The 22918-nt window shown below is 53.4% G+C and carries 21 protein-coding genes; 9 read left to right on the forward strand and 12 right to left on the reverse strand.

Going from position 1 to position 22918, the window contains the following annotated elements; genetic code table 11:
- Positions 1-61: 61 nt before the first annotated feature.
- The gene (gene smpB / locus Q0X64_RS09225; RefSeq protein ID WP_297811741.1) at positions 62-541 is read right to left on the reverse strand and encodes an SsrA-binding protein SmpB; all 480 of its coding nucleotides are present in this window, start codon (positions 539-541) and stop codon (positions 62-64) included.
- Between the two features lie 131 nt (positions 542-672).
- Between smpB and Q0X64_RS09230 the strand changes: the two genes are divergently transcribed.
- Genes Q0X64_RS09230 through Q0X64_RS09240 form a run of 3 tightly spaced genes read left to right on the forward strand, consistent with a single transcriptional unit; the run spans position 673 to position 2818 of the window.
- Positions 673-2052 (forward strand): sodium-dependent transporter, encoded by a 1380-nt coding sequence (locus Q0X64_RS09230; protein ID WP_297811744.1) that lies wholly within the window; start codon positions 673-675, stop codon positions 2050-2052.
- Positions 2053-2061: 9 nt separating this feature from the next.
- A complete protein-coding gene (locus tag Q0X64_RS09235) occupies positions 2062-2502 on the forward strand; it encodes a type II toxin-antitoxin system RatA family toxin (protein ID WP_297811747.1) in 441 nt (146 codons plus the stop codon).
- Complete coding sequence (locus Q0X64_RS09240; RefSeq protein ID WP_297811749.1) at positions 2489-2818, forward strand: RnfH family protein; 330 nt, start codon at positions 2489-2491, stop codon at positions 2816-2818. The genes Q0X64_RS09235 and Q0X64_RS09240 overlap by 14 nt, the downstream gene beginning before the upstream one ends.
- Positions 2819-2906: 88 nt before the next feature.
- On the opposite strand, the gene Q0X64_RS09245 is transcribed toward Q0X64_RS09240, so the two are convergent.
- A complete protein-coding gene (locus tag Q0X64_RS09245; protein WP_297811752.1) occupies positions 2907-3728 on the reverse strand; it encodes a ferritin-like domain-containing protein in 822 nt (273 codons plus the stop codon).
- Positions 3721-4701, reverse strand: a complete 981-nt coding sequence (locus Q0X64_RS09250) for an ABC transporter permease (RefSeq protein WP_297811755.1) — start codon at positions 4699-4701, stop codon at positions 3721-3723. Before Q0X64_RS09250 ends, Q0X64_RS09245 begins: the two co-directional genes overlap by 8 nt.
- Positions 4702-4893: 192 nt before the next feature.
- On the opposite strand from Q0X64_RS09250, the gene Q0X64_RS09255 reads away from it, so the two are divergent.
- The 3 genes from Q0X64_RS09255 to Q0X64_RS09265 all read left to right on the forward strand — a co-directional run bounded on the left by Q0X64_RS09255 (position 4894) and on the right by Q0X64_RS09265 (position 7307).
- The gene (locus Q0X64_RS09255; protein WP_297811757.1) at positions 4894-5649 is read left to right on the forward strand and encodes a hypothetical protein; all 756 of its coding nucleotides are present in this window, start codon (positions 4894-4896) and stop codon (positions 5647-5649) included.
- A 70-nt stretch (positions 5650-5719) separates the two neighbouring features.
- Complete coding sequence (locus Q0X64_RS09260) at positions 5720-6568, forward strand: DUF692 domain-containing protein (RefSeq protein ID WP_297811760.1); 849 nt, start codon at positions 5720-5722, stop codon at positions 6566-6568.
- Positions 6561-7307, forward strand: coding sequence for a putative DNA-binding domain-containing protein (locus tag Q0X64_RS09265; RefSeq protein ID WP_297811764.1), 747 nt, complete (start codon positions 6561-6563; stop codon positions 7305-7307). Before Q0X64_RS09260 ends, Q0X64_RS09265 begins: the two co-directional genes overlap by 8 nt.
- Positions 7308-7711: 404 nt before the next feature.
- Here the strand turns inward: Q0X64_RS09265 and Q0X64_RS09270 are convergent, their stop codons facing one another.
- Both Q0X64_RS09270 and edd read right to left on the reverse strand, forming a co-directional pair.
- Complete coding sequence (locus Q0X64_RS09270; RefSeq protein ID WP_297811767.1) at positions 7712-8344, reverse strand: bifunctional 4-hydroxy-2-oxoglutarate aldolase/2-dehydro-3-deoxy-phosphogluconate aldolase; 633 nt, start codon at positions 8342-8344, stop codon at positions 7712-7714.
- Between the two features lie 28 nt (positions 8345-8372).
- A complete protein-coding gene (gene edd, locus Q0X64_RS09275; RefSeq protein WP_297811769.1) occupies positions 8373-10196 on the reverse strand; it encodes a phosphogluconate dehydratase in 1824 nt (607 codons plus the stop codon).
- Positions 10197-10623: 427 nt separating this feature from the next.
- Between edd and trmB the strand changes: the two genes are divergently transcribed.
- From trmB to Q0X64_RS09290, 3 genes are all read left to right on the forward strand, one after another.
- Positions 10624-11298, forward strand: a complete 675-nt coding sequence (gene trmB, locus Q0X64_RS09280; protein ID WP_297811771.1) for a tRNA (guanosine(46)-N7)-methyltransferase TrmB — start codon at positions 10624-10626, stop codon at positions 11296-11298.
- Between the two features lie 86 nt (positions 11299-11384).
- Complete coding sequence (locus Q0X64_RS09285) at positions 11385-12677, forward strand: outer membrane protein transport protein (protein WP_297811774.1); 1293 nt, start codon at positions 11385-11387, stop codon at positions 12675-12677.
- Positions 12678-12681: 4 nt separating this feature from the next.
- Positions 12682-14481, forward strand: coding sequence for an AMP-dependent synthetase/ligase (locus Q0X64_RS09290; RefSeq protein ID WP_297811777.1), 1800 nt, complete (start codon positions 12682-12684; stop codon positions 14479-14481).
- Positions 14482-14488: 7 nt separating this feature from the next.
- On the opposite strand, the gene folC is transcribed toward Q0X64_RS09290, so the two are convergent.
- The 7 genes from folC to Q0X64_RS09325 are packed head-to-tail and all read right to left on the reverse strand — an operon-like array spanning position 14489 to position 22904.
- Complete coding sequence (gene folC, locus Q0X64_RS09295; RefSeq protein WP_297811781.1) at positions 14489-15790, reverse strand: bifunctional tetrahydrofolate synthase/dihydrofolate synthase; 1302 nt, start codon at positions 15788-15790, stop codon at positions 14489-14491.
- A 10-nt stretch (positions 15791-15800) separates the two neighbouring features.
- Entirely contained in the window at positions 15801-16658 is an 858-nt protein-coding gene (gene accD / locus Q0X64_RS09300) for an acetyl-CoA carboxylase, carboxyltransferase subunit beta (protein ID WP_297811784.1), read from the reverse strand.
- 20 nt (positions 16659-16678) lie between these two features.
- A complete protein-coding gene (gene trpA / locus Q0X64_RS09305; RefSeq protein WP_297811787.1) occupies positions 16679-17500 on the reverse strand; it encodes a tryptophan synthase subunit alpha in 822 nt (273 codons plus the stop codon).
- 10 nt (positions 17501-17510) lie between these two features.
- Entirely contained in the window at positions 17511-18731 is a 1221-nt protein-coding gene (gene trpB, locus Q0X64_RS09310) for a tryptophan synthase subunit beta (protein ID WP_297811790.1), read from the reverse strand.
- A complete protein-coding gene (locus Q0X64_RS09315; protein WP_297811794.1) occupies positions 18724-19338 on the reverse strand; it encodes a phosphoribosylanthranilate isomerase in 615 nt (204 codons plus the stop codon). Before Q0X64_RS09315 ends, trpB begins: the two co-directional genes overlap by 8 nt.
- Before the next feature lie 36 nt (positions 19339-19374).
- Positions 19375-20154: a tRNA pseudouridine(38-40) synthase TruA gene (gene truA / locus Q0X64_RS09320; RefSeq protein ID WP_297811797.1), complete on the reverse strand. Its 780-nt coding sequence runs from the start codon at positions 20152-20154 to the stop codon at positions 19375-19377.
- 11 nt (positions 20155-20165) lie between these two features.
- The gene (locus Q0X64_RS09325) at positions 20166-22904 is read right to left on the reverse strand and encodes a FimV/HubP family polar landmark protein (RefSeq protein ID WP_297811800.1); all 2739 of its coding nucleotides are present in this window, start codon (positions 22902-22904) and stop codon (positions 20166-20168) included.
- Positions 22905-22918: the final 14 nt, after the last annotated feature.

Raw genomic sequence — 22918 nt, forward strand, 5'->3', positions numbered from 1 at the left:
ACGGATGGATTTTTTATCGCCAATGCACAGGCAATTGGCGGTCACAATTTCGTGTTGCCAGCTATTTCATTTTCATGATGCGGGCTTTGTCGCGGTTCCAGTCACGTTCTTTTTCAGTGGCGCGTTTGTCGTGCAGTTGTTTACCCTTGGCCAGTGCGATCTGGATTTTGGCCATGCCTTTTTTCCAGTACATATTGAGTGGCACCAGGGTGTAGCCTTTGCGCTCGACTGCGCCGATCAGTTTGTCGAGTTCGCGGCGGTGCAGCAACAGCTTACGATCGCGCTGCGGTTCGGGCACGATATGGGTCGAGGCAGTTTTAAGCGGTGAAATCAGGGCATTGGCCAGAAAGGCTTCGCCATTGCGCACGTGCACATAACTCTCGTTGAGCTGCACCTTGCCATCACGCAGGCTTTTCACTTCCCAGCCTTCCAGCGCCAGACCAGCCTCAAACTTGTCTTCGATAAAAAAGTCGTGACGGACTTTGCGGTTGACCGCAATGGTGTTGTCACTGAAAGTTTTCTTTTTGCTCTTTTTAGCCATCCGGCCATTATAGAGTTTTTGTCACTGATATTCATTAGTTGTGGATGTTTAACGACAAACAGCCAGATTGTTGAATTCGTTCAATTCTGGTTACAATCGGGTCAATTTGTGCGCTAAATCAGGACAAGATTATGGCAAGACCCGTCAAGTCGATACACGGTGAGTGGACTTCACGCTGGGCCTTTATTCTGGCAGCGACCGGGTCTGCTGTGGGGCTCGGTAATATCTGGAAGTTTCCCTATGTAACCGGTGAGAACGGCGGCGGGGCTTTTGTTCTGGTTTATTTGCTGTGTATTGCGGCCATCGGCATTCCAGTGATGATGGCGGAGGTCTTGATAGGCCGACGCGGCCGTCAGAACCCGATTAACAGCCTGAAATCTCTGGCCGAGGAAGAAGGCCGTTCCCGACTCTGGCGCTGGCTGGGCGGCATGGGCGTGCTGGCCGGTTTTTTCATCCTCTCCTATTACAGCGTGATTGCCGGTCAATCCATGGCGTATATACCGCGGACATTGTTCGGCGTCTTTGAGGGCGTCACGCCGGATGGTGCCAGCAGTATTCATACGGCTTTGGTCAGTGACCCCGAACGCTTACTGGCGTGGCATACCTTATTTATGTTGATCACCGCGGCCGTCGTCACACGTGGCGTGCAGCGTGGTCTGGAGAAGTCGGTGCGTGTTCTGATGCCAGCACTGTTTATCCTGCTGGTAATGCTGGTTGGCTACGCGGCCAATACCGGTGAAGCCTTTACCCGTGGCGTGCATTTTCTGTTTGATGCTGACTTTTCCAAGCTCACTGCCAATTCCGTATTGATTGCCATGGGCCATGCTTTCTTTACCCTCAGTCTGGGCATGGGCGCGATTATGGTCTACGGCTCTTATCTGCCCAGAAAGACCTCTATTTTTAAAGTCTCGGTCACTATTTCGATCATGGATACCGGTGTTGCCCTGCTTGCCGGTCTGGCGATATTTCCGCTGGTGTTTGCCAATGGCATGGAGCCCGGCGCCGGGCCCAGCCTGATTTTCGAAACCCTGCCTATCGCCTTCGGCCATATGCCTGGCGGTGAATTCTTTGGTGCCCTGTTCTTCCTGTTGCTGGTGTTTGCTGCCTGGAGCTCGGGCATCTCGCTGGTTGAGCCTATCGTTGCCTGGATGGTGGAAAACCACAACCTCAGCCGCCGTAATGCCACCATGCTGGCGACCAGTGTTATCTGGCTGCTGGGGCTACTGACTGTGTTCTCATTTAATATCGGTCAGGACTGGACACTGTTCGGCAAGACGGCGTTTGGCTTGCTTGACTACCTGACAGCGAATATCATGTTGCCTTTGGGCGGATTACTGATAGCTCTGTTTGCAGGCTGGATGATGAAGAAATCCAGCACTGCTGAGGAGTTGGCCATCGGCAATGGAGTGCTGTATTACTTCTGGCTCATTCTGATTCGATTTGTATCGCCGGTAGCAATCCTGATTGTGTTTGCCAATCTGACCGGCCTGCTTGACATACTGAATAAATAAACCGATTCAATGACAACCATTACACGCAGTGCTCTGGTGATGTACACCCCTGATCAGATGTTTGATCTGGTCAATGATGTCGAGGCTTATCCGCGCTTTCTGCCGTGGTGTCGCGACAGCCACATCATCAGCAAAAATGAAGATGTCATCTGTGCCACCCTGGACATTGCCAAGGGCGGCATACATCATGAGTTTTCCACCCGAAACCTGCTCGATCACGGCAATGCTATCCGCATTGAGCTGATTGACGGCCCGTTCCGTCACCTGGAAGGTCACTGGCAATTCAAACCGATTGGCGATAGCAAAGGCTGCCGCGTTCAGCTGGATATGGACTTTGAGTTCTCCACCCGCCTGCTGGATTTGGCGCTGGGACCGGTGTTCACCCAGATATCCGGCTCTCTGGTTGATGCTTTCTGTCAACGTGCTCAGGAAATTTATGGAAAACGCTGATCTGATTCTGGTCGAAGTGGCCTACGCCCTGCCCGACGAACAAGTCATTCTGGAAATTGAGGTGCCGGCTGACACCCAGGTTGAAGAAGTCATCAAGCGCTCCGGTATCCTGGAACGCTACCCGCAGATCGATCTCGACAAAGACAAGGTCGGCATTTTTGGCAAAATGTGCAAGCTCAACGCGACGCTCAGGGATAAAGACCGGATTGAAATCTATCGGCCTCTGATTGCTGATCCCAAAGAGTCGCGTCGTCAGAAAGCCGAGATGGCGAAAAAGAAAAAAGCGCGTGAGGAGCAGGCTGAGAAAGAGGGTTAAGACTCCACTCACTGGGACTGGACTGCCGCGTCGCTATCGCTCCTCGCAGTGACTTCGTGTATTGCTCTCAACCTTGAAGTTCAAACCCTCAGGCACGCTTTTTATAGACTGCCTGTGATTCCAGTAACTGCATTTCCGCTTCACTGAAACCGGCTTCCAGCCGCGCCTCGGTATGAAAGGGTCCGCGGATTTCACCGTTAAAATAGGTTTCCAGCAGTTCCTTAAAAGTCAGATATGGGTCTAAACCCCGCTGCTCGCAGAGGTAGTTAAACCAGCGAGTGCCGACTTTTACATGGCCCACTTCTTCACGCAGGATGGTCTCCAGAATCTCCACCGCCCGGTGGTCGCCCGATGAAGTCAGTTTATTCATCATTGATGGCGTGACATCCAGCCCCCGCGCTTCCAGCACTCTGGGCACCAACGCCATCCGATGCAAAGGATCGTGATGGGTTTTCTGTGCCATTTCCCACATGCCGTCATGAGCCGGGAAATCACCGTAACGGAAACCCATTGTGGTCAAATGCGCATCCAGCATCTCAAAGTGGGTGGATTCCTCGTAGGCGACCTGCAGCCAATCCGTGTAATAAGCCTCCGGCATGCCAGCAAAACGGGCAATCGCATCCAGCGCCAGGTTGATCGCATTGAACTCGATATGACAAATCGCATGGATTAGCGTGGCATGGCCGGTTTCGCGGTTATTGCGTCTTCTGGGCAAATCGCGAGGGGCCACCAGTTCGGGCTTTTCAGGCCGGCCCGGGTAAGCGGGCGGATTGAAAGCCGCAGCAGATAAGTAATAGCCCTGCTGCTCAACTGACTGATGCAAAGCCTGGGTTGCTGCGGCTTTCTCCCAGGGATCGGCCATCAGTAAAATATCTAACGCATGCTGACGTATATCGAGCTGCTCAGGCATCGAGTCGCACCCGCGGGTCGACCAGGGTGTAGGAAATATCGGTCAGCATCAGCCCCACGATATACAGCACTGAGCCCAGGAACACCATGGCGCGGACGATGGCAAAGTCCTGGGCGTGAATGGCATCAATGGTGTAACTGCCCAGCCCCGGAATGCCGAAGAAGGACTCCAGGATCAAACTGCCCATAAACAAGGTCGGCAACACTACCACCACGCCGGTCAGAATCGGGATCATGGCGTTTTTCAAAACATGCGAGAACAATACCCGGACTTCGGACAAGCCTTTGGCGCGGGCTGTGCGCACATAATCCTTGGAGACTTCTTCCAGAAACAGGGTGCGGTACCAGCGTGAGCCGCTGCCAATACCGGAGATAATGCCAATCGCTACCGGCAAAATCAGGAATTTAGCAGCATCAAAGCCCTCAGCATAGCCTGAGACCGGCACCAACTGCATGGTTTTACCCACCAGGAACTGGCCACCGATAATATAAAACAGACCTGATATCGACATCAGCATTACGCACAAGACCACGCCGCTCAAATCCACATAAGTGGCTCGGAAAAACACCATCAGCATGGCAAAGGTAATATTGACCATCAGCCCGATGATCAGAATAGGTATGGCTATCGCCAGGCTGGGCCAGGCACGTTTTTGAATATCCTGGCCGATATCGCGGCCGTCGTCAGCCTGACCAAATTCAAACACAAACAGGCTCAAAGATTTGGCAAAGAAAATAGTATCGGTTGCTTTGGCCGTGCCCGCCGCCTCGCTATTCCAGATCAGCGGTTTGTTGTAACCCCGCTCTTCTTTCCAGGTTTCGATAGCCTGTTCTGTCACATGTTTGTTACCCAGATGCATGCGCGCCATATCGTCCGGCGTATTGACCATGAAGAACAAAACGAAGGTGAGTGCATTCACCCCCAGCAGAATGGGAAAGGCATAAAGGATTCGACGGACGATGTAAGCGAGCATGAACAGCGATACCAGTTTAAAAGGGTCTGATTAATGACCGAATGCCGGTGCATCAAGTTTCAATAGGCTGACATTGTAGCAGTTGCTGTCTTTCACAGCCGAACAGGGGTGACTATGGATGCATCGAGAACATAGCTCAGCCATAATGGTCTCAGTGTTTGTGTTGATAATCCCAATTTCACGAGGCCTGATATGAAAAAAAGCATAATTGCACTGTTCCTGCCGCTAATGCTGGCATTAAGCCTGCCCGCCCATGCCGAAACCACGCAAATCATGATTCGTGCGAAGGCGGTCGATGCTAAATTTATCGGCACCAGCGTTGGTGGCGTTCGTGTGGTGGTGGAAGATGCCGAGACCGGAGAAATGCTGGATGAAGGCTGGATTAACGGTGATACCGGCAACACCGACACGCTGATTAAAAACCCGATCAAACGCGGACAGACTTTGACCGATGACAACACCGCCGGCTTTGTGGCCGAGGTGGATATTGAGGCGCCGCGTTTACTGCGCTTCAAACTGATTGGCCCTTATGGCTACCGCCAGTCCCTGCAGGAAGCCACCGTGACTTCCTGGGTCGTGCCCGGTAAAGACTTACTGGGCGATGGGATTACCCTGTCCATGCCCGGCTTTATCGTTGATGCCTGGACTCAGGTGCTGGAAGGCGGCAAGGTCGAGTTTTACACCAAAGCTTCATTGCTCTGCGGCTGCCCTATCACCAAGGACGGTCTCTGGAAACCGGATAACTACGAGGCCAAAGCCATCCTGATGCAGGACGAGGAAAAAGTTGGCGAAATTCCACTGGCTTTTACCGGGCCGATGGGCATGTTCTCCGGTAAAACCAAGATTGATAAGTCTGGCCATTACAAAGCCATCATTTACTTAGTTGATCAGACCACCGGCAATGTCGGCGTCGATCGCACCATGTTTGAAGTCAATCTGGAGCCTTGACTGGCCTGTGGCTGTAACAAACACGCCACTTCTGAGTCATAAAGGTAATGACACAATTCAGGAGCGATTTATGAGCAGCACAACATGTCCGGTCACGGGTGCAGGGCTGGGTCTGCGTCGCAGTTTTCTCGACGAGCTGGCTCAAACCGACAACACCGACGTTGATTTTCTGGAAGTTGCCCCGGAAAACTGGATGGAAATGGGCGGCGCTTTCGGTCGTAAATTCACCGCCATGGCAGAACGCTACCCGATGCTTTGTCATGGTCTGTCTTTATCGATCGGCAGCCCGGCCCCGCTGGATGAGCATTTCCTGCAAAGGCTGAAAAAGTTCTTTGATAAACATAATATTCGCTGCTACAGCGAGCATCTGAGTTATTGCAGTGACGACGGCCACCTTTATGACCTGATGCCAATTCCGTTTACCGAAGAAGCGGTGCATTACGTCGCTGATCGCATCAAACGCATTCAGTCCATTCTTGAGCGCCGGCTGGTGATTGAGAACGTCTCCTATTATGCGGCGCCAGGCCAAGAGATGGACGAAGTCGAGTTTGTGAAAGCGATTCTGGAAGAGGCCGACTGTGATCTGCTGCTTGACGTCAATAATGTCTACGTCAACAGCGTTAATCACCGTTATCAGCCGTTGGAGTATATCAAGGCGATGCCTACCGAGCGCATTGCCTATATGCACATCGCCGGCCATTACAATGAGGCTGAAGACCTGATCGTGGATACTCACGGCGCGGATGTGATTGATCCGGTGTGGGAGCTACTGGATCAGACCTATGCCCACCATGGCCTGATCCCGACCCTGCTGGAACGCGATTTCAATATTCCTTCTCTGTCTCACCTGCTGGATGAGGTCAGTGTCATTCACCGTCACCAGCAGCAATACCAGGTCGAACATGTCTCGCATGGCTGATTCATTTCAGGACACGCAATACCAGTTTGCTGCGCATATTCGTGATCCGGCCCATCAGGCTGCGCCTGATCATATCGAAGACCGGCGCATGGCGATTTACCGGGATTTATTTTTCAACAATATCAACGGCACGCTGGAAAACGCTTTCCCGGTGATCCGCAGCCTGTTCACCGAGGATAACTGGCTGGCGATGGTGCGTGACTTTATGATCCGACACCAAAGCAAAAGTCCGCTGTTTATCGAGATTGCCCGTGAGTTTATGTCTTACCTGGACAATGAACGTGACAGTGTCGATGACCCGCCCTTTTTATCCGAGCTCGCCCATTATGAATGGGTGGAGCTGGCCTTGAGCATTGCCGAGCCCGAGTTCACGCTGACCCAACTGGAGGCAGAACAGGACTGTCTGGCCTTGAAATACACGCAGTCGCCGCTGGCCTGGCTTTTGGTCTATCAATACCCGGTTCATAAAATCAGCCCGGATAACCGTCCTCAGCAGCCCTCTGAGACGCCGAACTGCCTGCTTGTACAGCGTAATGAGGATGAACAGATCAAGTTTATTGAGCTTAATCCAGTCAGTGCCCGCCTTCTCGAGCTGCTGTCACAGGGCCAGACCGGCTATGAGGCAGTGGAAGAGATTGCGACTGCCATGCAGCATCCGGATCCGCGGGTCGTAGAGAACGGCGCCCGGCAGATGATAGTTGACTGGCTGGCAAGGGGCATTCTGCTTAAAGCCGATTAATTCGGGCTGCGTTTAGGATGACAGCAGCCTGACTAGGGTTATTTAGCAAACCGGTTGAAGCAGCAAGCACTGGGCCAGAGATGCCTCGACTACGCTCGGCATGACAGCTCTCTAACGTGGCTTGCTGATCATCGCGCGGCAGGACTCCGCCCTGTCATCCTGAGCCTCCCGCCTGTCATCCTGAGCCTGCCGAAGGATCTTTCGGAACACAAAGATGCCTCGACTCCGCTCGGCATGACAGATCAGACTGATGCTGTACTGACCAATACTCTTAACTCCCCCACACCGTCATCCTGAGCCTGTCGAAGGATCTTTCGGAACACAAAGATGCCTCGACTCTGCTCGGCATGACAACAAAAAAAGGCGCCAAAAGGCGCCTTTTTCTCAGACAGTGGCTGAAACAATCAGGCCGTCGCCAGTTCAATCGCTTCCGCTGCCAGACGGGTAATTTCATCCCAGTTCTCGGCATCGACCAGGCTGGCGGCGCACATCCAGCTACCACCGACACAGCCGACATTCGGCAGTTTGTAGTAGTCATTGACGTTTTTCTGACTGACACCACCGGTTGGGCAGAAGGTAATCTGCGGAATCGGCGCGCCAATGGATTTCAGCATCGGTACACCACCGGCGGCTTCGGCCGGGAAGAACTTCATCGCGGTAATGCCTTTTTCCAGCAGACGCATGGCTTCACTGGGGTTGGCAATACCCGGCAGCAATGGCACGCCGGTTTCCAGTGCGGCATCAATGAGGCTGTCAGTGGTACCGGGGCTGACGATAAACTCAGCACCGGCATCAATGGCTTTGTTGAGGGTATCAATATTGATGATAGTACCGGCACCGACGATAGCGTCAGGCACTTCAGCCTTAATACGACGGATGGATTCCAGCGCCGCATCAGTACGCAGCGTGATTTCCAGCACTTTCAGGCCACCTTTGACCAGCGCTTTGGCCAAGGGTACCGCATGATCGGCATCGTTAATCACCATCACCGGTACAATCGGTGACACCTTCATAATTTCATGAATTGTTTTAGCCATGGAGATTGCTATTCCAGATTGTTAAAAGTTATTCGACGTTGAACATGTTGATGGCACCGGTCTCAGAAGTCGAGACGCCCTGACGGAAGCTGTCAAACAGCTCACGGCCCATACCATAATGGTGTTCCGTATTGGCCATCACACAGGCCATGCGCGAGTTCAGCTCTGCTTCGTCTACCATTACGTTCAGTTCACCCTTCTGGGTATCCAGGCGAATCATGTCACCGTCACGTATTTTGGTCATCAGGCTGCCATCAGCACATTCAGGCCACAAGTGAATCGCTGACGGTACCTTACCTGATGCACCGGACATACGGCCATCAGTGACCAGCGCCACTTTATAACCTTTGTCCTGCAATACGCCCAGTGGCGGTGTCAGTTTATGCAACTCCGGCATACCGTTGGATTTTGGTCCCTGGAAGCGCAACACAACGATGACGTCTTTATTCATTTCACCGCGTTTGAAGGCTTCAACCACATGATCCTGGTTATCAAACACCATCGCTGGTGCTTCCACCACCTGATGCTCGGGGTCAACAGCCGAGATTTTCGACATGCCGCGGCCCAGATTGCCCTTGATAAGATGCAGGCCGCCACCGGTTGCGAAAGGTTTCTCTACAGTACCCACTACGTCGGTATCCAGTGAGGCTTCCGGTCCTTCTTCCCAGCTCAGGTCACCACCTTTCAGGGTTGGCTCTTTGGTGTACTGCTCCATCCCTTTGTCATCACCAACAGTCAGAATATCGGTGTGCATCAGACCGTGTTTGGACAGCTCTCGGATCAGTACGCCCATGCCACCAGCGGCCTGGAAGTGGTTGATATCAGCAGTGCCGTTGGGATAGATGCGGGTAATCAGCGGAATAATCGCAGACAGACGGTCAAAGTCATCCCAGTTGATAATGATGCCGGCTGCACGGGCTATGGCGACTAGGTGCATGGTGTGGTTGGTAGAGCCACCAGTGGCCAGCAAACCGACCAGCGCATTGAGGATGGCTTTTTCATTAACCATATGGCCGATCGGACGGAAATCGTCACCCAGTGAGGTGAATTTCAGTGCCTGCTCGGTGGCTTTCTTGGTCAGCGCATCACGCAGTGGCGTGTTAGGGTTGATGAAAGAACTGCCCGGCAGGTGCAGCCCCATCATTTCCACCATCATCTGGTTACTGTTGGCGGTACCGTAGAAAGTACAGGTACCCGGGCTGTGGTAAGACTCGGACTCAGCACGCAGCAGTTCATCACGACCCACTTTGCCTTCCGCGTAAAGCTGACGGATACGCACTTTTTCTTTATTGGGCATACCACTCGGCATCGGACCGGCTGGTACAAACACGGCTGGCAAATGACCGAAACTCAGGGCGCCAATCAGCAGGCCCGGAACGATTTTGTCGCATACGCCCAGATACATGGCAGCATCGAACATGTTGTGGCTGAGGCCAACAGCGGTCGCCATGGCAATCACGTCACGGCTGAACAGTGACAGTTCCATACCCGGCTGACCCTGGGTAATACCGTCACACATGGCGGGCACACCACCGGCAAACTGGGCAACACCTCCGGCTTCGTGGGCCGCTTCTTTAATGATGGCCGGGAAGTCCTTGAATGGCTCGTGCGCCGACAACATATCGTTGTAAGAGGAAATGATGGCGATATTCGCAACCTGATCACCAGCCAGATTATCTTTATCGGTCATGGAGCAGGCGGCGAAACCATGTGCCAGGTTGCCGCATCCCAATACAGCACGATGAGGACCTTTACCCACCGCTTCATCGATCCGCGCCAGGTAAGTGGACCGCGTTTTTTTGCTTCTTTCGATTACGTCATTAGTGACGGCTTCTAATACTGGATGAACCATAGTTTCCTTCTCTCTTTAATGCTTTGCCTGAAAATGCAAAGGATTGTCGGGCTCGGAATTGCCCTGAAGATTTTCGTTTAAAGACCCACCATTATACCCCGAAAGCGAGGCTTTGGGATACGGAGAATTCAGTCAGGATTACGCTAACTGGCCTGCAAAGTCAGTAAAAACGGGCTGTTGCGGCTAATTAGGCCATATCAGGCCAAGCCTCAGACAGGCATAATAAGGCGTCTCATTGTGCCGGTTTGCCTCGTCTCCGACCAACTCCGAATGCTTGCATGGTTTTGATCTTTTTATAATTGCATCCTAACCGCGCCAGAAAAGTCTGACAAGCAGTCGGTAAATATGCCTCTGCACCAGCATTCCGGTATGATCGGGCGCTTTCATCAGCTTTAAGTTCAGGATATTGCATATCATGACTGACTCCATGGCTAAACGCCCAATCCGCAGTTTTGTGCGCCGCGAAGGCAGGCTTACCCCCGGCCAGCAGAAAGCCCTTGATCAACTCTGGCCGCAATTTGGTATTGATGACAATCACGATCCGCTTCAACTCGAGCAATTATTCGGACGCGATGCGCCCAGGGTGTTGGAAATCGGCTTTGGTAACGGCGCCTCATTGGCAGAAATGGCGAAAAATCAGCCCCAGCAGGATTTTATCGGTATTGAAGTGCACCGCCCCGGTGTCGGCCAGTTGCTCAAGGCCATTCAAACCGAAGAACTGAGCAATGTCCGCGTGGCCTGTACTGATGCCGTAGAACTGCTCAAACATCGCATTGCCGATCAGAGCCTGGATCGTATTCAGATTTATTTCCCTGATCCCTGGCATAAAAAGCGCCATCACAAACGCCGCATTATTCAACCGCATTTCGTTAATGTGCTGGCTGACAAACTCAAGCATGGTGGTCACCTTCACCTTGCGACCGACTGGCAGGATTATGCCGAGCAAATGCTCAGTGATGTCAGTGGTAACCCGCGTTTCCAGAACTGCAGCAAGGATTCCGGCTATATCGACCGCCCGGATTACCGGCCGGTCACTAAATTCGAACAACGTGGTCACCGGCTGGGTCACGGGGTTTGGGATCTGTTGTTCAAACGACTGTAATAAATTTGTAGTCACAAAACTTGCGTCTTCAGATCGCTTAGGATACTTTAGACCCTGACTTAAGAATACGGCGCAAGTGATTGACTATGAACTCTAAACTCAAAAACATTTCTGTTCTCACCCTGCTCGCTTCGGCCAGCTCAACCGCCTCAGCGGCAGGCTTTGCGATTCAGGAACAAAGCGTGACCAACCTGGGCCGAGCCTTCGCCGGCAGTGCCGCCGTAGCAGAGGATGCCAGTACCATCTTCTTTAACCCCGCGGGACTCACCTATCTGGATCGCACAGAAATTGATATGGGTTTGAATTACATCAAACCGCAATCTGAGTTCAATAATGATGGTTCAAGTGTCGCCAACCTGGGAGGCGGCGGGTTTGTCGGCCAACCACTGACAGGTGGGGATGGCGGTGATGCGGGTACCGAAGCCTTTGTGCCCAACTTCTTTATCAGTCATCCGGTCAATGACAAAGTCAGCCTGGGATTTGGCATCACCGCCCCCTTCGGCCTGAAAACCGAATATAAAGATGACTGGGTTGGCCGCTACTTTGCCGTGAAATCGGAAATGCTGACCGTCAACTTCAACCCGACGATTGCCATTCAGGCTACCGACAAGCTGTCGCTGGGCTTTGGCGTCAGCGCCCAGTACATTGATGTCAAACTCACTCAAATGGCCGATCTGGGTGCCAGACAAATGGCTCCACAAGCGGCCGATGGCAAAGTCAAACTCGGCGCCGATGACTGGGGCTATGGTTATAACCTGGGCCTGATCTACCAGGCCACTGAAGACACCCGCATCGGTCTGGCATTCCGCTCCAAAATATCCCACACCCTGGAGGGTGATGGCACGCTCAAGGACGCTGATGGCAATACGGTGGTAGATGACAATGTCGAAGCCGATGTCGATTTGCCGGAAACCCTGTCACTGGCATTTCATCACCAACTCAACAGTCAATGGGCTGTGTCTGCCGATGCCACGCTGACACGCTGGAACCGCTTTCAGGAATTAAATATCAAGTCCGATGGCGGCCAGTTATCGTCAATCAAGCCAGAAGAGTGGGAAAACAGCATGCGCTACGGTCTGGGGCTGAGCTATAAACACAATAATCAGTGGTCATTCCGCACCGGTGTGGCTTATGACGAGAGCCCGGTTCCCAGCAGCCAGCGCCGTACTGCACGCATTCCGGGGACGGACCGCAAATGGGTATCTTTCGGTGCCAGTTACCATTACTCAGACAACATCGTCATTGATGCCGCCTACGCACATTTGTTTATGGACGATCCCAATATCGACGAAACCGATGAAGCCGGGCGTTATAATCTGAAAGGTGATTATGAGGCCAGCGTTGATATTATCGGGCTTCAGCTTCGCTGGCTGATGTAGGCTTATGAATAAAGACACGGATTACATATCTGCAGAGCAGGCAGGCACGCTATACGGCCTGTTTCGCGAGCGCTTGTCACGCTCACCCGACCAGATTGCCTACCAAAGCTACTCCCCAGAAACAAAGGACTGGGTTGGCACCACCTGGCATGAGGTAGGCCAGCATGTGGCCCGCTGGCAAGCCGCACTGGCCAACGAGGATCTGCAACCCGGTGACCGGGTGGCACTGAACCTGAGAAACTGCCGGGACTGGGTGTTTTTCGATCAGGCGGCAATGGGTCTGGGTCTTGTGGTTGTGCCCCTTTACCCCGACGACCGACCAGATAATGTCGCCTACATCCTGCAGGATGCTGACGTGAAATGTCTGTTGCTGCACAACACCAATCAATGGAAACGCCTGCAACCCTCATTGAATGATAATCACCGCCTGAGCCGCGTCATCATCCAGAACAGGGATGACGACACGCTTGATGGCACAGCAGTTTATTTGCAGGACTGGCTGTCGACGGAACCTGGCACACTGCGTGACTGGGATGCCGATCCGCACCAACTGGCATCAATAATCTATACCTCGGGCACCACCGGCAGACCAAAAGGCGTCATGCTCAGCCATCACAATATGTTGTCGGTGGCAGCCGGTTCTCTGCAGTACTTTGATATTCTGCCTGACGATCTGTTTCTGTCTTTTCTGCCTTTATCACATACCCTGGAACGCACTGCCGGTTATTACCTGCCCATCATGGCAGGCGCCAGCGTGGCTTACTCCCGGGGTATTCCGCAACTGGCTGATGATATTCGCCTGGTCCGGCCTACCATCTTGATTGCCGTACCTCGAATCTTCGAGCGTATTTATACCCGTTTGCAGGCACAACTGGCCGATAAAGGCATGCTGAGCCGCTTATTATTCAAAGCCAACGTGAATATTGGCTGGGCGCATTTTCATTACCGTCAGGGTCGCCAGCGCTGGCGGCCGGGTTTCCTGTTGTTGCCGCTGTTAAACAAACTGGTAGCTGCCAAAGTATTACAGCGCATGGGGGGCCGCCTCAGGCTGGCCGTGAGTGGCGGCGCGCCGTTGCCGGAACAGGCTTCCAGACTGTTTATCGGACTGGGGCTCAACCTGTTACAGGGCTATGGCCTGACTGAGACCAGCCCGGTGATCAGCGTCAACGAACCCGATAACAATGTCCCTGCCAGTGTCGGCCGTGCGATTCCCGGCGTGGCGGTCAAGGTGGGTGATAACGATGAGCTACTGGCTCGCGGCCCGGGGAATATGCTAGGCTATTGGAACAATCACAAAGCCACAGCACAAAGCATTGATGCCGAAGGCTGGCTTCATACCGGTGATCAGGCCCGCATTGATGACAGTGGTCATATCTTCATCACAGGGCGTATTAAGGACATCCTGGTGCTGAGTAACGGCGAGAAAGTCCCACCGGCCGATATCGAGAACACCATTCAGTCTGATGAGACGTTCGAACAGGCGATGGTGATCGGCGAAGGGGAATCCTATTTGTCTGCCCTGCTGGTTCTAAACAGCGACAAGTGGTTCAGTCTGGCCCGTGAGCTGGAGCTGGATGCGATGGATAATGCCAGTCTTAATAATAAAAAGCTGCAGCAATATGTGATTCAGAAGCTGCGTGGCCTGTTACATGACTTCCCTGCTTACGCCAAAATCCGTCGGGTCAGCCTGACACTGGAACCCTGGACCATAGATAACGGGCTGTTAACACCGACGATGAAAGTCAAACGACCTAAGGTGCTGGAACACCACAAGGACGATATCAGAAAGATGTATCAGAGCTAGGGGCTGTTTAGCTTGCTTGAGAAACCGGTGCCTGTTGCGATTCGGGCATCAGCCGCATTGCAGCTTCAATGGTGTGGAAAGAGCCGAAAATCAGAATCCGGTCACCTGTTGAGGCAGCCGCCATGGCAGCATGATAGGCATCATCAACCTGCTCATAACTAGCCAGTTTATCCTTGCCCACCACGGGCGTCAGGTTTTCCGCCAGGGTTTCACCGCTCATGCCCCGATTACCATCAAGCCCCGCCAGAAACCAGTAGTCAATCACGGCGTCGAGCTTGCTGGCCACCGACTGGCAATCCTTATCACGCAGCATGGCCAGCACAGCATAGGTTTTACCTGTCGTCTGTGAGGCTTTTAACAAGGCGCTGAGATTATCCGCGCCCTGCTGATTATGAGTGACATCCAGGATCCGCGTAACCGGGCCCGGAATAACCTGGAAGCGGCCATAAAGCCGGATCTGCGTCAATCCCTGACCAATAGCCTGATCGCTGATAATGAGTCCTTGCTGATTAAGCAATTGGCAGACGGCTATCACCGCCGCACTGTTTTGCAACTGATACTTGCCTGCCAGCACCGGTAACGGTAATTGTTTAAGCTCGGCACCTAGGCCCTGCCAGGACCAATGGTCCGCCTGTGACTGGTAGTTAAAGTGTTCACCATTGAGATAGACCGGTGTGCCCATCTCACGGGCATACGCCAGAACGGTATCCGGTGGCTGGGTTTCCGAGCACACCAGTGGTTTGTCAGCGCGGATGATACCGGCTTTTTCAAAGCCGATTTGCTCCCGGTTATCACCCAGCCAGGCCATATGATCGAGGCCAATCGGAGTGATCAACGCAACATCGGTGTCAAACAGGTTGACGGCATCCAGACGACCACCCATGCCGACTTCCAGTACCGCGACATCCACGTCGGCGCGACAGAAAATATCGACCGCAGCCAGAGTCGCAAACTCAAAATAAGTCAGCGAAATATCACCGCGGGCATCGTCAATACGCTGGAAAGCCTCGCAGATTGCTTCATCAGTTGCCGGCTGATTATCAATGCAGATCCGCTCGTTATAGCGCAGCAAATGCGGAGAGGTATAAGTTGCCGTCTTGTAGCCTGCGGCCTGTAAAATCGCGGCACTGATCGCTACCGAAGATCCTTTACCGTTGGTACCCGCCACGGTGATCAGCTTGAAAGGTAGCTGTGTCGCGCCTCCCATCCGTTGCCAGACTGCGCCGACCCGCTCCAGGCCCGGATCAATGTCACGAAAATGCAGCTGTTCCTGCCACGTCAGCCATTGCGACAAAGATGTGAAGCGCATTGATGTCTAATCAGACTGCTGCACGTTTTTGCAGCATAGACAACACATTGGTCAGGCGATCACGCATATCACGGCGATCGACAATCATGTCCACCGCGCCATGCTCCAGCAGAAATTCTGCCCGCTGGAAACCTTCGGGTAGCGTTTCCCGTACGGTTTGCTCGATGACACGGGGACCGGCGAAGCCGATCAATGCATTGGGCTCGGCAACGTTAATATCACCCAGCATGGCCAGACTGGCCGATACGCCGCCCATGGTGGGGTCGGTCATTACCGAAATAAACGGGATACCGGCATCGCCCAATTGGGTCAGGATGGCGCTGGTTTTAGCCATTTGCATCAGCGAAAACAGGCCTTCCTGCATACGCGCGCCGCCACTGGCAGAAAAACAAATCAGCGGGATATCATGCTTAAGCGCGACCTGAGCTGCACGGACGAACTTTTCGCCCACCACAGAGCCCATGGAGCCGCCCATGTAGCTGAAATCAAAAGCGACAGCGACTACTGGCAGGCCATTCAGCTTGCCCTGCATGGCAATCAAGGCATCGTTTTCACCGGTTTTTTTCTGTGCCTGACTGATACGGTCACGGTAGCGTTTGCTGTCTTTGAACTTCAGGGTATCAACCGGTTTGACCTCGGCTGCAATCTCCTGACGTTCTTCTTCATCCAGAAAATGTTGCAGACGGATACGCGCATTGAGACGCTGATGATGTTCACATTTAGGGCAAACCATCAGGTTGCGCTCAAGCTCAGCGCGGTAGAGCACGCTGTCACAGTTCGGGCACTTGCACCAGACGCCTTCAGGCACCGACCGGCTACGCGCAGTGGTGCGGATCTTGGAGGGGATTAATCTTTCAAACCAACTCATTTTTTCACCTTCAATTCTATTCAGGCACTGGCCAGGTCACGGGCGTTAATCGCGTGACGCATTTCAGCCAGTAAACCCGCGACAGCAGCGGGTAATTCATCCAGCCGGTCAGCATGTTCTTCGATGCAGCGAACCAGTGTACTGCCGACAACAACAGCATCAGCGACTTCTGATACTTCGGCTGCCGACTTGCCATCACGGATACCGAAACCTACGCCCACCGGCAGCTTGGTTTTTTCGCGCAACTGGCTAAGTTTACCGGAGACTTCACTGACATCTAAAGCCGCTGCACCGGTCACCCCTTTGATGGACACATAATAAATAAATCCGCGGGCAAAACTGGCAATCGTCTGCATGCGCTCAGCTGACGTGGTCGGCGCTACCAGGTAGATAGTATCGATCTCGTTCTGATCCATGATCTCACGGAACTCATCAGACTCTTCCGGCGGCACATCCACAGTCAACACGCCATCAACGCCGGCCTCTTTGGCCTGCTCGGCGAAGTTGCCGTAACCCATGGCTTCAATCGGATTAGCATAGCCCATCAACACAATCGGCGTGTGGCTGTTCTTTTCGCGGAACTGCTTCACCATTTTCAGCACATGACGGATGCTGACATCGTTTTTTAAAGCTCTTTCACAGGCCTTTTGAATCACCGGGCCGTCACACATAGGATCTGAAAACGGAATACCCAGTTCGATGATATCGGCCCCGGCATCAACCAGCGCGTGCAGCAAAGGCACGGTCACCCAGGGCTCGGGATCACCGGCGGTTACGTAAGGGATCAGCGCAGTCTGACCATCAGCTTTCAGATTTTCAAAACACTGGCTTATTCGACTCATTGTTGCTCCCTTAGAATTTCAGGCCAGCCATTGCGGCGACGGTGTGCATGTCCTTGTCTCCACGACCGGACAGGTTGATAACGATCGACTGCTCGGCTGACATCGTAGGTGCCAGCTTGCTGACATAGGCCAGTGCGTGGCTGGACTCCAGTGCAGGAATAATGCCTTCAGTGCGGGTCAATTCATGAAAAGCCGCCAGAGCTTCATCATCAGTGACCGACACATAGGTGGCCCGACCGATATCTTTCAACCAGGCATGCTCGGGGCCAACGCCCGGATAGTCAAGGCCGGCTGAAATCGAGTGAGTTTCAATGATCTCACCGTTATCATCCTGCATCAGATAAGTACGGTTACCATGCAAAACACCTGGCCTGCCCGCTGACAGCGGTGCCGAGTGTTCGCCGGTATCGATACCATGACCGGCACCTTCAACGCCGTACATGGCCACTGACTCGTCCTCAATGAAGGGATGGAACATGCCAATAGCATTGGAGCCGCCACCGATACAGGCCACCAGGGCATCCGGCAATCTGCCGGTCACTTCAGTGATCTGACGTTTGGTTTCACGACCAATCACTGTCTGGAAGTCCCTCACCATGGCCGGATAAGGATGCGGGCCGGCGACAGTACCAATAATGTAGAAGGTATCATCGACGTTGGTGACCCAGTCACGCAGCGCTTCGTTGAGCGCGTCTTTCAGTGTGCGTGAACCTGACTCTACCGGAACAACCTGAGCGCCCAGCAGTTTCATCCGGTAAACGTTCTGGGCCTGACGTTCAACGTCTTCAGCGCCCATGTAGACCACGCATTCCATGCCCAGACGAGCGGCAACGGTGGCCGTCGCCACACCGTGCTGTCCGGCACCGGTTTCGGCGATGATGCGGTTTTTGCCCATGCGTTTGGCCAGCAAAGCCTGACCGATAGTGTTGTTCACTTTGTGCGCGCCGGTGTGGTTGAGGTCTTCGCGCTTGAGATAAATCTGTGCCCCACCCAGTTTCTGCGACCAGTTTTCGGCAAGATAGAGAGGTGAAGGTCTGCCGACAAAGGTGCTGAGATCTTTATCCATCTCAGCCAGAAATTCAGGGTCATTACGATACTGCTCGTAGGCTTGTTCCAGCTCGTAGATAGCACCCATCAGGGTTTCGCCTACAAAACGGCCACCATATGGGCCGAAATGTCCCCGCTTATCGGGGAAATTTTTAAAGTAATCATGAATATGCTGTTCAAGCATTGCTTACCTCTCTCATAAAAGCGCTGATCTTGTCATGACTTTTTATACCCTTTTCACTCTCAACGCCGCCGCTGACATCAACAGCAAAAGGATGCACTTGTCGGATCGCTTGTTGTACATTGTCGGCGTGGAGTCCACCTGCCAGGATGACCGGCTTGTCGATCTTGGCGATCAAAGACCAGTCAAAAGTCTTGCCGGTCCCGCCCGGCACGCCGGGCTGATAACTGTCTAACAACAGACCACGGGCCGAGGCATATTGCTGCGCCAGCGACTGCAGTTCGGTATCTGTCTGCATCCGGATAGCCTTGATGTAAGGCTTGCCGAATTGCTCGCAAAAAGCCGGACTCTCATTGCCGTGAAACTGAATTATATCAACCGCTAAAGCGTCAAGACACTGTGAAACCTGTTGCGGCTCCGGATCAACAAACAGTGCCACAACAGAGACAAAAGGTGGCAAGGCAGCCACGATTTGCTGTGCCTGCGCAATGGTCACCGCACGCGGACTGGACGGATAGAAGACCAGACCTATCGCATCAGCCCCGGATTCAGCCGCAAAATCAGCATCTTGGCGGCGCGTTATACCGCAAATTTTGGCACGGGTTCTCATTCAGCGTTGAAATAAAAAAGTTACAATCGTGATACTTTACCAGAGCACCGGGAAACCGGACACTATTGGTAAAGAATATTGTGACGGGTACTCAACATCGACCAGGTATAGCCCGTCCGGCGGCGCCGTCACCCCACCCTGGCTACGATCAACACTGCGAAGCACCTGCCCGGCCCATTCCACCGGTTTGCTGCCATCTCCGATAGCGGTCATCACCCCCACCAGATTCCTGACCATATGATGCAGAAATGACCTGGCCTCGACATCAACGGCGATGCAGTCATGCTGTTGGCTGACTTTAATCAGATCCAGGGTTTTGACCGGGCTTTTCGCCTGACATTCGCTGGCGCGGAAGGCTGAGAAGTCATGGCGGCCATGCAGTTGATCGGCGGCAGCCTGCATGCGGCTGATATCCAGAGGATGGTGATGCCACCACATACGCTGATGATGCACTGCCGAGCGACTGAGACGGTTGAGAATCAAGTAGCGATAGCGACGTTTGATAGCACTGAAACGGGCATTGAAGTCGTCATCAACGGATCTCACCCAGCTGACATTGACGTCTTTGGGCAGATTGGCATTAATCCCCAGCAGCCAACCACGCTGGTCCCGCTCTGACGGGGTATCAAAATGCACCACCTGATTCAGTGCATGAACACCGGTATCAGTCCGCCCTGCGGCAAACACCTCAACCGGATGGTTGGCGACCCTGGAGACCGCTTTTTGCAACTCATCCTGCACGGTGCGGGCATGAGGCTGATACTGCCAGCCGCAAAAAGCGGTTCCGGCATATTCTACGCCGAGCGCAATCCTCACCTCAACACCGCTTAAGACAGCGTGTTGAGCAAGTCGTTGGCGCGGTCTTTCTGGGCGTCATTACCCTCAACCAGCACTTCATTGAGGATACTGCGGGCACCATCTGGGTCGCCCATATCAACGTAGGCCGCGGCCAGATCCAGTTTGGTCTCAGCTTCGTCGATATCATCAAGTTCACCGATATCAAATTCAAGATCCGGGGTATCGTCGTCTGTAGACAGATCGAACTGTTCAGGTTCATCAAACTCACTGTCATCAGCTTCGCTCGCTTGCAGCTCTTCATCAAATGACAGCATCTGATCCGACTGTGCCTGTTCATTGATGTCGAGTTCCGGAGTTGAATCGTCCTCAACCGGGGGCGTTTCTTCACGTTGACCGAAATCGGTATCAAATGCCAGCAGATCGTCATCCAGTTCGTTGTCGCTGCTGACTTTTTCTGCTTTTTCTTCGGCAACGGCTTCAGTGTCTTCTGACGCTACCTGTCTCTCTGCGTCGGCAAAATCATCGAATTCAAATTCAATGTGGTTGTCTTGCGTGGTGACCGCTTCTTCACTGATGGCCACATCATCAACTTCAGCTTCAGTCGTGGCCTCTTCAGTCACGTTATCGGTCATCGCCGGTGTTTCCGCGAACGTTTCTGATGCTTCGGGCTCAGTGGGCTTTTCGAATAAGGCATGACCGGGAAGCAGTTCCCTGCCCCACTGGCTGACTTCATCCCATTCATAGGACCCCCGGTCGAAATCCGTTTGCTCGGCCAGTTCTACAAAGGCTTCTGCCTGCTCCTGCTTGTAAAGCACAAACAGCAGCTTGTAAGCGACCAGCGTGTTGGCGGGCTCCAGCCCCCGGGCTTTATCCAACGCTGAACGGGCCTGAACATAGTCAGCGTAACCGACAAACATATCTGCCTGTTCCACCAGCTCTGCCACTGTCTTCTGATCATCTTGCTCTTCATCTGCCAGTGGCGCATCTTCGTTATCAGCTTCATCGGGCGCGACCACTTCAGGCGACTCAGTGTCGGTGCTGCGATCATTTTTATCCAGTTTCCTGACCGCTTCATCCCAAGTCACTTCACGGCTATTGCGGCGTACCAGTAACCAGATAAGCAGCAGAAGCAGTAACAGTCCCAGCGCCAGCGGTAGTTTATTATCAGCAATAAACTGCTTGCCCTGATCGATGGTAGATTGTGTTTTGGCCTGATCCAGGTTCAGCGCGCCAGCGACTTTATTGACCATTCCGTCCTGCTGGCTCTGAGTTTTCTCAGCGCCTGATGATGCTGCTTCTGTTGGCCCATTGTTGCTGTCAGTGTCTGCCACCTCTTCGGCTTCGTCTGCTACGGCTGATTCCGCACTGGCTTCGTCAGCCACGGTACCAGTGTCATCGTTTGAGCCAGTGCCAGCATCATTATCGGCGGCAACCTCGCTCTGAGGGGTGGATTCAGTATCAAGCTGTGCGAGTGTGTCTTCGCCTTGTGCGGTCGGCTCAGACTCGTTTTCAGCCATCATTGACGCCGTTTCACCGCTGTCATCCTGCAGTGCAGCCATGGCAGCTGCAGCCAGCTCCGGGTTGTCCTCCTCCAGCATAGATTGCAGCCGCGCCAGATCGGCGTCTTTGAGTGAAATCAGCCTGCGCATGGTTTCAAGCTGATCTTCCATCGCGTTCATACGGGCTTCGAAGTCGATATTTTCCTGAGCCTGCGCTTCGATAGTTTCCTGAGCCAGGGTTAGTTGTTCGGTCAGTTGGCTGATTTGATCGTTACCGGTCACATTAGGAGCCGCATCATCTTCCGAACTGACTTCCTCTTCCGGAGCGACCAGCTGCAGACGGGCATCGCCCTGCTCAACGGCTGGCGCTGATTCAGCCGCCGCATTCTCTGCCATTTGCTGCGGCTCTGTGGCTGTTTCAGCCGACGTATTTGGGATTGTTTCCGTGCCGTCAGGCTCGGTTTGCTGCGTCACCGTGGTAGCCGGACGGTTACGGTTTTTCCAGGCTTCATTCTGCTCGGCAAAAGCCTGCCGTGCAGCCGCTTTCGACATGGCAGTGATATCGCTGCGTGCCGGCACCTGCAACGTCACCCCGGCCCTGAGTCCATTGACGTTATTATTGGCAAAGCTGTCGGGGTTTTCCTCCAGCAAAGCCATCATCATCTGATGCACGCTGACACCACTGTCAGGACGGGTTTGCAAAGCAACATGCCACAGCGTATCGCTGCGCGTGACTTTGTAGCTGTTGCCACTAAAGCCACTGCTTGTTGAGGTTCGAGCACGCTGACTGGCTGTTGAGGGTGATGTCGCAGCTTGAGTATTGGCTGGCGCCGGGCTGGATACAAAGCCACGGCTTTCCGCCATTACATACTCTGGTGGATCCAGTAACACCGTGTATTCCCGCAACATCAGACCAGAGCCTGCAGTGGCGCTGATCAGAAAATCCAGAAAGGGTTCTTTGATCGCCTCCTTGGAGCTGATCAAGATGAGGTCCTGTCCTCCTCGCTCAACAATGTCGAACTCCATCTGGCTGAGCAGGATACTGCGGTTAAGGCCGGCTTTGTTGAACTCTTCTTCCGAGGCAATCCGCACTTCAAGATTGCCTTTTTCCTCAGGCCGTAGCGCAGCAATAGGAATTTCCGCCTGGAACGGTTGGTTCAGTGCCGATTTGACATCGATCTTGCCGAGCCCGAAGGCATGGCTGGTGAGAGGAGAAAGAAAACCTATCGTGGTTGCCGCTACCATACTGGCCAGGACAGTCTTTTTCATTATCATCCCCTCAT

The organism is uncultured Methylophaga sp. (genome assembly GCF_947259025.1).
Lineage (GTDB): Bacteria > Pseudomonadota > Gammaproteobacteria > Nitrosococcales > Methylophagaceae > Methylophaga.